Source organism: Yersinia alsatica (assembly GCF_902170305.1).
Taxonomy (GTDB): Bacteria; Pseudomonadota; Gammaproteobacteria; order Enterobacterales; family Enterobacteriaceae; genus Yersinia; species Yersinia alsatica.
Map to the genome: position 1 here is coordinate 118,222 of NZ_CABHWW010000011.1, position 14,941 is coordinate 133,162.

Consider the following 14,941-nt stretch of genomic DNA (forward strand, 5'->3'; position numbering starts at 1 on the left):
AGAAAGTTTCCCAATTCTCTTGCAGGTCACTTCCCAGTGTTTTTTTAGCAGTTCCGCTCTTATCCTGTGTCGGCTGCTTTGGTTTTCTTACATCTCTTGTGGTACTACCGTTATCCATACGCAGAACAAATACGGACATGGATTGGGTTAACATACTGGCTTGCTCTTCCAGTGCGGCGGCGGCAGAAGCAGATTCTTCCACCAAAGAGGCGTTTTGCTGTGTGACGCGGTCCATTTCGGTAACAGCTTGACCGACTTGATCAATACCACGGCTTTGCTCATCAGAGGCGGAAGCGATTTCACCCATGATGTCAGTGACGCGGGTCACGGCATTAACGATATCGCCCATGGTTTCACCGGCGCTTTCAACCAGAACCGAGCCCATATCGACACGGCTGACCGAATCTTCGATCAAGCCTTTAATTTCTTTTGCTGCTTGGGCACTGCGCTGTGCCAGATTACGAACTTCACCCGCAACCACAGCAAAACCGCGGCCTTGCTCACCGGCGCGCGCGGCTTCAACCGCGGCATTTAAGGCCAAAATGTTGGTTTGGAAAGCGATGCCGTCAATGACGCTGGTAATATCCGCAATTTTTTGTGAGCTACCGGCAATCTCGTGCATGGTTTGCACCACGTTGGCCACGACTTTTCCGCCTTTCTGCGCAGTTTCTGATGCACTCAGTGCCAATTGGCTAGCCTGACGGGCATTTTCAGCATTCTGTTTCACGGTGGCAGTTAACTGTTCCATGCTGGCGGCAGTTTCTTCCAGTGATGCGGCTTGCTGTTCAGTACGGGCGGACAGATCATTATTACCGGCCGCAATTTCTGACGCGCCGCTATAGATAGCATCAGCCCCTAAGCGCACGTCACTGACCGTGGTTACCAATTCAGATTGCATATGTTTCAGGCTAGCAGCCAAGGTGCCCATTTCGTTGCGGCTATGCACCTCGATGGTCTGGGTTAAATCACCATTGGCGATATATTTGATATGTTCGATCAAGTGCTTCAGTGGGTTAATCAAGATATGTTGCATACCCAGCCACACCACGATAATCACCGCTAATACCACAATCAGCACGGTAACAATCACTCCCATGGCAAAACTGAAGGATTGATTGCTGTCTTCCACTGCGGAGGCATACAGGCGATCATTTTGTGTCAGGTAAGTGTTGTAGTCATGCTCAAAGGCATTCTGGAAGCTAGAGGTCGGTTGATCGAAGAATTCATTGATTTTGCCCGCTTCCATTAACTGGATAAGCTCGGTCAAAGCACCAAAGTATTGATCATAGGTCTGTTTTAATTTTTTAGCTGACTCTGGATCCTGTCGGCTATCCAGCGGAATTTGCTCATAACTTGTAAAACGCTCCGCAGCCACACCCAATGTCCCTTTGGCGGAGGCCAAAAGATCATTTACCGTCGGGCCACTTCCCGTGTGATTCACATCCATCATGTAGCGGATGCCAGCACGGTTCAGTGTATTACGTGTTTGCAGCAGATTGACCCAGCTTTCATTTAAAACTGACTGTTGTTGACGGATAACTTGTAAAACCGCAAAGTTTTCTTTGTCATTTTTCAGTGAGTTAAAGAAAAGCCCACCGGAAACCAGCTGTAAGGCACCAAATAGCACTAACACCAGCAGCAGGCTGGTGACCACTTTCATACGCTTGAACATGTTATCCCTTCATAAGTACGTCAAAACACAGGTACGCCAAAACATAAGACGTCTAATTAAGTGTGTTATCGGCACTAAAGGGGCGAACTTTACCGGTGTGAGGGATTATTTTAGCGGGTTGCGCAGGGGTTAACATTTTATAGCGAGTCGCTTTGCCCCTGTTATTTCACTCTATATCAAAATAGTCAGGGCACTTCTTATCAGCCCTGACTCGTCACGGCAACTGCTGAAGCTAGCGCGGAGAGTATTATCTTATTAAGGATGCCTCCTCCTTAGTGATTGACCACTTCAACGCGTAAACTCTGTGTAGCAAGCAGTGCTAATTCAATATGCTCTGGGGCCAATGAAAACGGCAATCGTGCCGCAATATTGGGTGCGATAGCCACCCCTTCAGCAATCTTTTTCACTCGCGTATCGTGTGGATTTAATCCCAAATCGTCTAAGGTTAATGGGCCACCAAAACGCGCCAATAGTGACAGTAGCTCATTACGGTCTGCTTCTTCCGGGTGCTCAATAAATGACTGTGCAACCAACCCGAAACCCACTTTTTCACCGTGTAGCCAGTGGTGAAGCTCCGGCAAGCGGGTCATGCTGTTATGGATTGCATGAGCAATTCCGATACGTGGAATATCATCAGCCATGCTATTGGCTAAACCCGCCAGTGCAATGACGGCATCTATGACTTTTCGCAATGCAACACTGACCTCCTGACGCTGATTAGACGCGATGGCCTGCTGCCCATAAGTGTCAAAGGTATCCAATGCCTGCTTAGCAACCTGCGATTTCAGTATCAGCGCCAGCCCATCATCACCATGACGTAGATAGGGAAGGAACTCATACCATTTAGCTAAAGCATCAATAATGCCCGCGTTTAGATAGCGCGGGGAAGTTTTGGCAATAACCTGACTGTCCACCAGTACCCAAACCGGTAACCTGGCTAAAGGCAAAGGGCCAATATGTGCCCCCGACTCATCATAAAGAACACTGATTGGCGACCATGCCGCACAGGTTGCCGCGATCGTCGGTAAAGTGATGACGGGCAATTGCCCCAGTATTTGCCCTACGGCCTTTGCACTGTCTAATACCCGGCCACCACCGACACCAATAATAAGTTCAGCCCCCTGTTGCCGGGCTTGTGCAGCAAGCTCATCAATGGCGGCACGGGTGCAGTCTCCCGGCAAATAACTGAGATGAAAAGTGATCTGATGTTGTTGCAAGCTAGTGGTTACCGTACTCTCCACTGCCGACCACGCCCGTGGACTGGTCACGATAAGCACTCTTTGAGCCAAAGGCGCAACAAATTGCCCGATTTTTCCGCTAATACCGTCTTGATTCAGATAATGTTGTGGGGTTTTAATCGCCAGCATTTTTCACTCCTGTTAATGGCCTCAGCGCTGCATACCCCAGCGCTTGACGGTCAGTTTCTCTATACTGGCGAAAATCAGCCCCTCAACCAGTAAACCAATGACAATCACGGTTGCCAGACCAGCAAATACCCTGTCGGTATACAATTCATTGCGATTTTGGAAGATATACCAACCAAGCCCCCCTTGGCCGCTTGAAGCACCGAAAACCAGTTCTGCGGCAATCAAGGTACGCCACGCAAAGGCCCAGCCGATCTTCAGGCCCGAGAGAATTGAGGGTAATGCCGCCGGGATAAGAATGTAGACCACGTAGCGCCAGTTGCGCAGCCCATAGTTACGACCCGCCATCCGTAATGTGTCAGAGACCCCCAGAAAACCGGCGTAAGTATTCAATGCCATCGGCCACATCACCGAGTGGATCAGCACAAAAACCAGACTTTTCTCCCCTAGCCCAAACCACAACAGCGCCAGTGGTAATAAGGCGATCGCTGGCAGCGGATTGAACATTGATGTCAGCACATGAAGCAAGTCACGACCAAAACGGGTTGAAGCTGCCAGCGCACTCAATCCCAAAGCGAGCAAGCTACCAATGGCATACCCTTTGAGCAACGTACTCAGTGAGTTAGCGACCTTGGCAGGTAATTCACCGCTAGACATATCTTCGGTCAATGCGCGCAATGTCTGCAAAAATCCCGGAAACATCAGGTCGTTATCCTGCCAGCGAGCGGCCAGTTCCCACAGCACCAACAATATTAGTAACACGCTCAACTGACGTAGCCATTGCTGGTTCCAACAGCGGACAATCAATGGCAATGGCTGTGCCAGCGCCACCTCTTGGAGCGGAGTCAGTTCCAACTGATATTCGGCGCGAATTGGCGGTTGAATGCTCATTTTGTTTACCTTGCGACAGGAGCGACGCCGCAGCTTGCGGTTGCTCATTAGGGAACAGCAAATGATGGATACGCTGTGCCGTGGACTGAAATTCATCATTGCCATAGTCCGCCAGAGAAAACTGGTGGCTGTTTACCTCAGCGCAAACCCGCCCTGGATGCGGTGACAACAGCAATATTCGGCTACCGACCACCAGCGCTTCCTCGATCGAGTGAGTGACAAAGAGCAGTGTGAAACGGATCTCTTGCCACAGTGCTAACAGCTCCTCCTGCATTTTACGGCGAGTCAGTGCATCAAGCGCGGCAAAAGGTTCATCCATCAGTAAAACTTTGGGCTGCATCGCCAAGGCTCGAGCAATAGCAACGCGCTGCTTCATTCCACCCGACAACATATGCGGGTAAGCATCAGCGAACCCGGCCAACCCCACTTTATCCAGATAATATAATGCCCGCTCACGTGCCTGCTGGCGGTTAGCCTGACGGCTGGCCACCAGTGGAAATAACGTATTTTCCAACACGGTTTTCCACGGCGGCAGTTGGTCAAACTCCTGAAATACCATCATACGGTCCGGACCTGGCTCGGTAATCACCTGCCCCTCAAGACGAATTTCCCCGTCAACTGGCGGCAGAAAACCCCCGATGGATTTAAGCAAGCTGGATTTACCGCACCCTGACGGCCCTAACAGCACAAAACGGTCGCCAGGATAGACGTCAAAACTGACATCATGTGTGGCTCGTACCCGTTTTTGGCGAGTACGGTACTCCAAACCCACGCCATCGGCCTGCAATAGCGGCGGTGGTGAGATTTCTTTGATGATGCGGTTCATGCCCCCTCCGGCGTAATCTGGCAATATTGTCGGTTTTAATTGTTCAAGGATGCCGATGGCTTAGCTACCTGACCCGCTATGGGCTTCGGCGAAGAAATAGTCCTGCCACGAGTCGGCTCTATTCTTGAGTATCCCGAGTTGATGCAGTTGATCAGCGTACACATAGGTTCGCTGTGGCGTGATAGTGAAATCAATCTCCGGGTCTTCGACGATTTTCTTCACCAATTCAGGTGACAAACGGGACTTTTCAACTCGGATATACGTCTCAGCCGCCGCCGCTTTATTGGCTTTCACTATCTGTGAAGCTTCAGCCAACGCATCGTAGAAAGCGCGATAGGTTTTAGGATTCTCATCATGAAATTTTTGCGTGGTGTAGAGCACATTAAATGTCGCAGGCCCGCCCAAGACATCATAGGAGCTGAGGATTTTATGGACATTGGCATGTTCTAGCGCCTGATATTGGAATGGAGGGCTGGAAAAATGGGCTGAAATTTCAGAGCCACCAGCAATCAAAGCCGCACTGGCATCGGGATGGGGCAAGCTAACGGTAATCGTATCAAAACGCTTATATTCGCTATTACCGTACAGCTTAGCGGTTTCAATTTGCAGGGTGCGAGACTGAAAACCAACACCAGCAGCCGGCACCGCAATGCGATCTTTCTCGCTAAGGTCGCTGATCTTGTTTACCGCGGGATTATTACTGAGCAGATAGTTCGGCATTGAGCCCAGTGAAGCTATCGCTTTTACATTCTGACGCCCACGAGTACGGTCCCAAACAGTCAGCATCGGCGGAACCCCGGCAGAAGCGACATCAAGAGCACCAGAAAGTAGCGCCTCATTCATCCCTGTTGCCCCGGAGATAGTGCGCCAGTCGACATTAATATCAACCCCTTGATCTTTACCATGCTTCTCTATCAATTGCTGATCTCGCACGACATCAAGGATGAGATAACCAATACCGAATTGCTGTGCAATACTGATAGAACCTTCGGCATGAACAGCAAAGGGGCTTAGTGCAAGGCAAGTTAATGTAAAAATTCCAGTGACTTTTTTTATGCTACTATTTTTTGCTGAGTTATTCATTTCCCTGCCTCATATATGTCCGAATAATCCCACTATCGCTATTACTGAGTGGGATGATTAAATTAATAAGTTTAATCATCCTATGGGCTAAAGGATGTCATTTATAAATTATCTTTTGGAATAAGCTAGAATCGATAATTAATAAAAGCAACAGAGCAATGACAATAATTAATATCACATTAACATTTAAATTCTGTAGCTTATTTTAAGCTATCCTTAGCAATATATATTATATGTGATAGTCATTAGAGGCGTTATAGTTCGCGATATTCTATTGTGATTTTCGGAGCAAAAAATGCCTGTTTTTAGTCATCATTTTCTGCGGCAATATCTGCACGACCGCTTGATCGATATTTCGGTAGATTCAGAGGTCGCCGCCGAGGTGGCAAACAATTTGGTTGAGTCCAGTCTCAAGGGGCATGACTCCCATGGTGTTAGCATGTTACCGCGCTATATTTCAGCCATTCATGAAGGGGGTTTAAACCCTGCGGCAAACATAAAAGTCATCACAGATTTTGGTGCTCTGATTTCATTTGATGGGCAGCACGGCTTTGGTCAGATAGTGGGTAAACAAGCCATTACTTTGGGTATTGAACGCGCTCGACAACACGGAGTTGCAGTGCTGAGTCTGGCAAATGCACACCATTTAGGCCGTATTGGTGCTTGGGCTGAACAAGCGGCAGCGGCAGGTCTGGTCTCATTGCATTTTGCTAATGTGAACAATCGAGCCAATGTCATTCCCTGGCAGGGTCAGTCAGCACGACTAGGAACGAATCCTTTCTGCGCCGGGGTTCCATTGTTGCATAACGAACCCGTCATTTTGGATTTTGCCACCAGCGTCATTGCCGGTAATAAAGCACGTATTGCCTGGAATGAGGGCCGTATGCTAGAGCCAGGCTGCGCGGTAGATCATCAAGGAATGCCCACCATTGATCCTCGCTATTTGATGGAAGAACCTTTTGGAGCATTGCGGGCATTTGGTGAGCATAAAGGTTCTGGCCTCGCGCTTATTTGCTCTATGTTGGGGGCTGCATTAACCGGAGGAAATACCGAACGAAATACTGAACCGGGAGAGCAGCGAATCATTAATAATATGCTGACCATATTAATTGATCCCGAGCGTTTGGGTGGTGCACAGAGTTATCAACAAGAAATTCCAGCGCTATTAGACTGGGTACGTAGCTCTCATCCGGATAATCAACTGACACTCCCCGGGGAGTGGGAGAAAAGAAATTATCAACAACGTTTGGTTAATGGCATATTTATTGATGATGTTAGCTGGCGGAAACTATCTGAATTACAACTCATCGCTGAAAATTAAATATCATATTGAAACCTACAGTGATACTCACCATTATTTATTTCAATGACACGCTATCTCAATAGAGTGTCATTGTATGAGGGCATCAGTGATATTTCCGCTACTGCGGCACAGGTAAATATTGGGGGTTGTGTCCTGCTGGTGAATGTTGCCATAACGTCACACAGTGTTGGGCTAAGGCATAGGCTGGATCAATACTCAATGCAAGTAGCTGGGATTCAATAGCATTAAAGGCTAACGGAATTTCCGTACAGGCCAATACTAATTTTTCCGCGCCGCGCTCTAGCAAGGCGGTAGCCAATTCTTGCAATAATCGCCCACCCAACTCAACCTCACCCCGTTTTACCGCATAACATCCAGGAACGAATAACGTCTTTAGTTCCTGTTCCGTCGGTAAAATTGTGCTGATGCCTAATGCAGCTAATCGCTCCTGATACCACTGCGCCTGCAACGTTGCCTCGGTGGCAATAATCCCGACCTGCTGTGGCCGTGGATGCAAGTTAGCAATGTGTGCGACGGCGATATCGACAATATGCAGAATAGGTGCCCGGCTGGCACTGGCCAATTGGGGATACCAGTGGTGCGCAGTATTACAAGGTATCGCGATATGGCTGACACCCAATTGATTCAGTTGCTGTATTGCATGTAGCAACTGTGGCAAAGGCGATTCGCCAATTCCCGCTAAGGCTTTTTGCCGATCAGGTATTTGTGGGACATTCCATGTCACGACAGGCAAATGCTCCTGATCACGGCTAACAGGCGTAATTTCAATGATTTTTTGCAATAAGTCCAGCGTCGCAAGTGGCCCCATCCCACCCAGCACGCCGAATAAAAGTGGCTTAGTCATACTGACCCACCTGCTCCAATACCTGACGATAGCCAAACAGCCCGGCAGATCCACCAGTATGGATAAACACAATATTGTCTTCTGGTGAGAAATGCCCGCGACGGACCAAATCAATCAAGCCCGCCATTCCTTTACCTGAGTAGACAGGATCCAACAGAATACCTTCTAGTTGTGCCAATAGTCTCAGAGCCTCGAGCATGCCATCGGTTGGCAAACCATACCCCGCACCGACATAATCGCTATTAGCTATCACCGCTTCGCGCGGAAATTCGCCTTTTACTCCCAGCAGCTCCCAAGTTCGCTGTGCCAAAGAATACACATTTTGCTCTTGTTTATCTTTAGGTGCTCGAACACTGATACCCAGCACCGGAATGTTGCTGTTACTGGCAACAAGACCTGTAACCAATCCCGCTTGAGTGCCGGTGCTACCCGTCGCATGTACAATATGATCTATTCGCAGCCGCTGCTGGCTGGACTGATAAAGCAGCTCTTCTGCGCAAGCAACATAACCTAATGCCCCAACGGGATTCGAACCGCCACCAGGAATGATATATGGCTTTTTCCCTTGTGCTCGTAATGTCTCAGCCAGATGCTCCATCGCCTGCTGCATATCCGTCCCCGCGGGCAGATGCCCCGCTATCGTTCCACCGAGCAAATGATCCAACAGGATATTGCCTGAAAACTGATAATCATCACCAAAATCACTAACACGCTTTTCCAGCAAAACTTGTGACTCCAGACCGAGCTTGGCTGCCGCCGCGATAGTCTGACGGACATGATTGGACTGGGTAGCTCCTTGAGTGATGATCACATTAGCCTCTTGTTGCAGCGCATCCGCCAACAGAAACTCTAATTTTCGCGTCTTGTTCCCGCCAGTCGCCAGTCCAGTACAATCATCTCGTTTAATATAAATATTGGGACCACCCAAATAGCGAGACAAATTAGGTAATGCTTCTAATGGCGTCGGAAAATGGCCCAGAGAAAGGCGAGGGAATCGAGCAAGGTGCATAATAACTCCTTAATAATATTATATTAATCATTGAAATGGCGACGAGCTTCGCTGCGAACACGATGCAGTACCCGTTGTTTGATTTCGCTGTAACCCTCAGCGTGCGCCAGTGTCTCTATGTCGCGCTGGCGGCCAAAAGGCAGTCTTATTTCATCAACTATGCAACCGGGGTGTGCTGACATAATGAGGATCCTATCTGCCAAAAACAGAGCTTCCTCAACATCATGGGTCACAAATAAAATCGTGGTACCCGTTTGCTGCCAAGCCGATAACAGCAACTCTTGCATCATTAACCGAGTCTGCGCATCTAATGCCCCGAAAGGTTCGTCCATCAGCAAGACATCGGGATTAGGTAACCAAGCTCTGGCCATTGCCACCCGTTGCTTCATTCCCCCCGATAATTGCCAGGGATAGTGGTCTTCAAACCCTTGCAGCCCCACTAACTTTAGAAATGCTTGCGTCTCGGGCAAAATATCCTCTTGGGTCGCGCCCTGCATACGTGGGCCAAAAGAGACATTATCGCGCACGGTTAACCACGGGAATAAATTGGCCTGCTGGAACACCATTCCCCGATCCGGCCCCGGAGTTGAAACCACACTCCCCTGACATTGAATATTGCCGCTATCGGGGCGCTCAAACCCGGCAATTAAATTGAGAATGGTTGATTTGCCACACCCCGACGGCCCAAGCAGTACCACAAACTCCCCTGCGGCTATCGTCAAAGAGATATCTTCCAAGACTTTTTGCCGCCCCTGCTTGGCGGAAAAACTCAGATTGACCCGGTTAACTGCAATAGACACCGTTTCTTCACTTTGCATTACTCTCTCCCTGCCCATGGCACCAATAAGCGCTGTAAACCAACAATCAGCAGATCCAGCAGATAACCAATGCCACCCAACAACAGTATTCCCAGCATCACAATGTCTGTTCGTAAATATGAACTGGCATTAATCACCATCCAGCCTAATCCGGATGTTGCCGCAACCATTTCAGCCGCAATCAGTGAGGTCCAGCCAATACCAATAGACAAACGCACACAGGTAAACAATTCAGGCAAAGTTTCAGGCAGTACGACCCGAAAAAAAATCTGACGGCGACTGGCCCCTAAGGTTTGTGCGACGCGAATACGGGCTCGTCCAATACGTTCAACTGCCGCAGATGCCCCTACCACCACACTGAGAAAGGTGGCGATAAAAATCAGAAAGAACTTGGATGACTCACCAATACCCAGCCAGACAACCGCTAAGGGAATCAACGCAATCTTGGGCAATGGCCGCAAAAACTGCACAAAGGGATTAAGTAATGCGGCAATAGGCTCAGATAACCCCATAATTAATCCCAATGGCACACCAACCAGGATAGCGACGGCGAATGCACTCAGTGCTCGGGCCACACTCACGGCAATGTGTTGCCACAAGGGCACCTGGCGATATCCCTCTTGCAGTAACTCTTTGGCGGTAAGTGCGATATCAGATAATGGCGGTAACAGCAGCGGATCAATCCACTGCTCGGCCCCCACCACCTGCCACAACAAGAAGAATGAAATAACCGCCCCGACACTTAACGCAACATGTTGCACTCGATTCATAAATAACCTATTGCTGGGCCTGCGCGGCGATCGCATTCTTTAAGTAACTGACATTAATGCCTTTCTCGAATGAATTAGGTATGTCGCGTTGGCGAACTTCGCCAATACTTTCCAGGAAACCCGCGGTTTTATGTACCGCCTGGCCGATACCACTGTTGTCGGTATCTGAACCATTGCCTAACCACTGTGCAGTTTCCTGCTGTTGGAGTGTTGGGTATTCCAAACCCGATAATGTATTGGTTGCTGTCGTCACCGGAGCACCCACATCTTTCGCTACAATAGCCGCCGCTTTAATAGGGTCGCGTTTGAACTCATCAACTTTTTGCTGATGTACTTGTAAGAATTGGCTTAATAACTCGGGATGCGCTTTGGCAAATGCCGTTCTAACCACATAGTTGTTATAAATAAGGTAACCATCTTGCTGAAGTTGTTTCGTCGCAAATACTGGGTGCCCACCAGAGATCTCTAATTCTTGCGCAAACGGAGCCCAAACGTACCCCGCATCAATATCGCCCCGTTTCCAAGCTGCCACCATTTCTGCTGGGCGCAATGGAATTAATGTCACCTTATTACGATCAATATGATTAACAGCAATCGCAGCATCTAGTGCATATTGCGCCGTCGAATTAGGTGGGTAAGCGACTCGTTTACCTTCAATATCGTTCAAAGAATTAATTGAGTCTTTAGCAATAAGGCGTTCGGAAGTGGCAATAACGCCGGATATACCAAATATCTCAATCGGAAGTTTTCGAACTAAACCAGCGACAGCAGGGCTTGAACCTATATTGGCAATATCAATAGCATTACTAGCAAAATAACCTAGGGCATCAGCCCCAGTGGCAAATTGCACCCATTTCACCTTAGTGTTAAGTGCCTTTTCTAATGAACCATCCACTTTAGCCAAGACCAAAACCTGCGAACTACCACCATAGGCAACGCGGACTTCATCGGGCAATGGTTCATCTGCCTGAGTATTAAATGTGAGGAGGGATAAACTGATTAACCCCAGAGAAATAGCGATAGGTTTTAACATGACACCTTCCTTGATTAATAATCATTGTAATTTAACAACCAATAAAATGTCCTTTGACTATAATCATTAGATATTTTTTTCCTAATCACCATTAAGAATAAAATATATTAAATTAGCACTGTATAAATGACAATTATTGCTAAGGTTATATCTTTATTGGTATTAAGGCGTTTATTTCCCACATATTAAAATGCAGGCATTCCTGTTGAGCACCCAGTGAAAAACCGCCCACCATGACATAGTCAAATTCCATTTTTCGAAGGCTAATAGCAGCGCTTATTAATAAAATTCACTTATGTATTTTCTTACGGCTCACTCAATACGATTATTTGCTTATTAAGGCTGCAATGGTTCAAGGTGTTGACCGCAGAATTACTGATCCAGCCGATGTAACCGTACTGGTAGCGGTATTACGCACTGCGGTCAAAGGAGGAATAGAGTTATTACTGAGGATGTGGTAGGTGCCGTGCTATTTCTAAGTTCGTTCGCCGCAATCTATGTGACGGGGCAAAATATGACTAGTGCTGGGGGCGTTTTATCTGGCGCATCATCGGGTAATCCTAAGCCCCATAATCTTGCAAATTATTGGGGTGAGCAATACTCACCCCAATCACCCAGATGCAGTGATTTAGCCTTTAACCACGGAATCGATCAGTGACATCTCTTCACTGCTTAGCAGCTTTTCAATATCAACCAAAATCAGCATTCTTTCCCCCAGTGAACCTAAACCAGTTAGGTACTCGGTTGCCAAAGTCACGGCAAACTCAGGGGCTGGGCGGATTTGTTCGGTGGTCAATGACAACACATCAGATACGCCGTCAACCACAATACCGACCACGCGCTGATCAAAGTTCAGCACGATAACCACGGTATTTTCGTTATAACTGACACCCTGTTGAGCAAATTTAACCCGTAGGTCAATAATAGGAACAATAACACCGCGTAAGTTAGTGACGCCTTTAATGAAAGCCGGGGTGTTAGCAATGCGAGTCACCTGGTCGTAGCCACGGATCTCTTGTACTTTCAAAATATCAATGCCGTACTCTTCAGCGCCCAGCGTAAAAATCAGGAACTCTTGTCCTACCGTTTCGCCAGCCAGCTTCGTGACGGTTGCTAGTCCTGCCATGTTTTTACCCTTCAATCAATAGGTTGAATTTATGTTTGTTTTTAGAGCCGGAAACAAACTTCACGGCCCTATACCTGTTTTATTACGGGTTCGATACAGGCTTCATACCGGTACTTCTGCTATGCGGCAGCTGTGTCATCAGCCATTACACGCTTTTCCCGGTTTAAAGCCTGCAATGCCGACACATCAACAATTAACGCCACGCTACCATCACCCAAAATAGTGGCCGCTGAAATACCTGGCACCTTCCGGTAGTTACTTTCCAGGTTTTTCACCACCACCTGATGTTGGCCAATCAATTGGTCTACCAAGAGTGCATAACGACGACCAGCACTTTGCAAAATCACCACAATGCCTTGAGTGGCTTCTGTTTTCGCATTCTCAACATCAAATACTCGGAACAATTCAACTAACGGCAGATATTCACCGCGCACTTGCAGCACGCGTTCACCACCGGCGAGTGGATGTAAATCTTCAGCCAATGGTTGCAGTGATTCCATTACGGCATTCAATGGCAGAATGAAGACTTCATTACTGACCTTAACGGACATGCCATCAAGGATAGCCAGTGTCAGAGGGAGCAAAATACGAATTGACGTCCCTTTGCCAGCCTGGAAGCTGACTTGCACATGGCCGCCCATTTCCTGAATGTTCCGCTTAACCACATCCATCCCAACACCACGGCCCGAAACATCAGTAACCTGCTCGGCGGTCGAAAATCCTGGGGCAAAAATCAGCATCCCGACGTCTTCATCACTCATATGCTCATTAACCGCCATACCCTGCGATTGAGCTTTCGCCAAAATTTTCTGCCGATTAAGACCGGCACCATCATCCAGGACTTCGATGCAAATATTGCCGCCTTGATGCTCTGCTGACAGAGTCAGATTCCCCACCGGTTGTTTCCCTGCGGCGAGACGTGTTTCAGGATCTTCAATGCCGTGGTCCAGACTGTTGCGGACCAGATGGGTTAATGGGTCAATAATGCGTTCAATCAGGCTCTTATCCAGTTCAGTTGAGCTGCCAAGTAAGGTCAATTCAACCTGCTTATTCAGCTTGCTGGCCAAATCGCGGACTAATCGCGGGAAGCGGCTAAAGACATACTCCATCGGCATCATACGGATAGACATTACCGACTCTTGCAAGTCGCGCGCATTGCGCTCCAACTGCCCCATACTATTAAGTAAATCACCATTAATCACTGGGTCCAAGGTACTGGAACGCTGCGCCAGCATCGATTGGGTAATCACTAATTCACCCACCAGATTAATCAGTTGGTCAACCTTTTCGACCGCCACCCGGATGCTGGTAGATTCGCTCGCTTTGGCTTTTGGTTTGACATGTTCTGCGCTGGTAGGGGCTGCAACCGCATCAGCTTTTGCTGCACTTTTAACTTCCGCAACCGGGGCCGGCGCAGCTTGAGGCACGGCTGCAACCATCGTTTCAGTTGGTGGCTGTTGCGCCAACTCATCTGATACAAAACTAATTTGCTCAGGTTCCAGCACAAAACAGAGTACCGCGCTGATATCATCTTCACTGACTGACGTAATCAGCGTCGCTTCGAGGCTATCGGCTGTTTGGTGCGGATCTTTGACTTCACCCAGATTGCCCAGTTCTTCCAGCATCAGCGGAATTTCTTGCTCTTTCAGCCCTGAGAGGCGAATACGCATGCCGCCCTGCACCAGAGCCGGAGATTTGCCGCCAACTTTGCTTTCAGCTACCGGCGTGGTTGCGCTACTCTGATCAGTTGCCGGTGTATTGCTGGAATTACCTTGCTGCTCTAGAGCCTCGAGTGCCAGTTGGCGCAATGCATGACAAATATACTCAAAGCTTTCCGCGTTAGGTTCTTGAGAGGTTTTGTAGGCGTCCAACTGTTCCTGCATAATATCTTTCGTTTCCAAAAACAGATTGATGATATCGGTGCTTAAGCGCATTTCGTCGCGACGGGCACCATCCAACAGGTTTTCCAACAGATGGGTTGTTTCTTGTAATACCGAAAAACCAAATGTCGCTGCACCGCCTTTAATCGAATGCGCGGCACGGAAAATGGCGTTGAGTTGTTCATTGTCTGGTGCCAGCGGATCCAGCAATAACAAATGCTGTTCCATATCTGCCAGCAATTCATCTGCTTCATCAAAGAAAGTCTGATAAAACGCGGTAATATCCATGCTCACGGTGTCA

General features: G+C 48.2%; 11 protein-coding genes and 2 pseudogenes. 1 reads left to right on the top strand and 12 read right to left on the bottom strand.

What is annotated here, in order from left to right; translation table 11 throughout:
* Positions 1-120: 120 nt before the first annotated feature.
* The 5 genes and pseudogenes from FTA96_RS07340 to FTA96_RS07360 form a co-directional block, all read right to left on the bottom strand.
* A pseudogene (locus tag FTA96_RS07340) lies at positions 121-1,672 on the bottom strand (methyl-accepting chemotaxis protein); the annotation flags it as partial.
* A gap of 272 nt (positions 1,673-1,944) precedes the next feature.
* Positions 1,945-3,039 carry an iron-containing alcohol dehydrogenase family protein gene (locus FTA96_RS07345; RefSeq protein ID WP_050134764.1) on the bottom strand — a complete coding sequence of 365 codons (1,095 nt, stop codon included), beginning with the start codon at positions 3,037-3,039 and terminating at the stop codon, positions 1,945-1,947.
* A gap of 21 nt (positions 3,040-3,060) precedes the next feature.
* A complete protein-coding gene (locus FTA96_RS07350; RefSeq protein WP_145573500.1) occupies positions 3,061-3,927 on the bottom strand; it encodes an ABC transporter permease in 867 nt (288 codons plus the stop codon).
* Positions 3,917-4,753 (bottom strand): annotated as a pseudogene (locus FTA96_RS07355) (ABC transporter ATP-binding protein); the annotation flags it as partial. The pseudogene FTA96_RS07355 and the gene FTA96_RS07350, both read right to left, overlap by 11 nt.
* A gap of 60 nt (positions 4,754-4,813) precedes the next feature.
* Positions 4,814-5,809 carry an ABC transporter substrate-binding protein gene (locus FTA96_RS07360; protein WP_391592626.1) on the bottom strand — a complete coding sequence of 332 codons (996 nt, stop codon included), beginning with the start codon at positions 5,807-5,809 and terminating at the stop codon, positions 4,814-4,816.
* A gap of 322 nt (positions 5,810-6,131) precedes the next feature.
* Between FTA96_RS07360 and FTA96_RS07365 the strand changes: the two genes are divergently transcribed.
* Complete coding sequence (locus FTA96_RS07365; RefSeq protein ID WP_145573504.1) at positions 6,132-7,157, top strand: malate/lactate/ureidoglycolate dehydrogenase; 1,026 nt, start codon at positions 6,132-6,134, stop codon at positions 7,155-7,157.
* A 100-nt stretch (positions 7,158-7,257) separates the two neighbouring features.
* On the opposite strand, the gene FTA96_RS07370 is transcribed toward FTA96_RS07365, so the two are convergent.
* The 7 genes from FTA96_RS07370 to cheA all read right to left on the bottom strand — a co-directional run bounded on the left by FTA96_RS07370 (position 7,258) and on the right by cheA (position 14,928).
* Positions 7,258-8,004, bottom strand: coding sequence for a cysteate racemase (locus tag FTA96_RS07370; protein ID WP_134956911.1), 747 nt, complete (start codon positions 8,002-8,004; stop codon positions 7,258-7,260).
* The gene (locus FTA96_RS07375) at positions 7,997-9,013 is read right to left on the bottom strand and encodes a D-cysteate sulfo-lyase (protein WP_134956910.1); all 1,017 of its coding nucleotides are present in this window, start codon (positions 9,011-9,013) and stop codon (positions 7,997-7,999) included. Before FTA96_RS07375 ends, FTA96_RS07370 begins: the two co-directional genes overlap by 8 nt.
* Before the next feature lie 23 nt (positions 9,014-9,036).
* On the bottom strand, positions 9,037-9,831 hold the full coding sequence (locus tag FTA96_RS07380) for an ABC transporter ATP-binding protein (protein ID WP_080987037.1): 795 nt from the start codon (positions 9,829-9,831) through the stop codon (positions 9,037-9,039).
* Positions 9,831-10,601: an ABC transporter permease gene (locus FTA96_RS07385; protein WP_145507074.1), complete on the bottom strand. Its 771-nt coding sequence runs from the start codon at positions 10,599-10,601 to the stop codon at positions 9,831-9,833. Before FTA96_RS07385 ends, FTA96_RS07380 begins: the two co-directional genes overlap by 1 nt.
* Positions 10,602-10,608: 7 nt before the next feature.
* Positions 10,609-11,634, bottom strand: a complete 1,026-nt coding sequence (locus FTA96_RS07390) for a taurine ABC transporter substrate-binding protein (protein WP_050106702.1) — start codon at positions 11,632-11,634, stop codon at positions 10,609-10,611.
* A 628-nt stretch (positions 11,635-12,262) separates the two neighbouring features.
* Positions 12,263-12,760, bottom strand: coding sequence for a chemotaxis protein CheW (gene cheW, locus FTA96_RS07395; protein WP_050098372.1), 498 nt, complete (start codon positions 12,758-12,760; stop codon positions 12,263-12,265).
* A gap of 119 nt (positions 12,761-12,879) precedes the next feature.
* Entirely contained in the window at positions 12,880-14,928 is a 2,049-nt protein-coding gene (cheA, locus tag FTA96_RS07400; RefSeq protein ID WP_050145288.1) for a chemotaxis protein CheA, read from the bottom strand.
* Positions 14,929-14,941 lie beyond the last annotated feature (13 nt).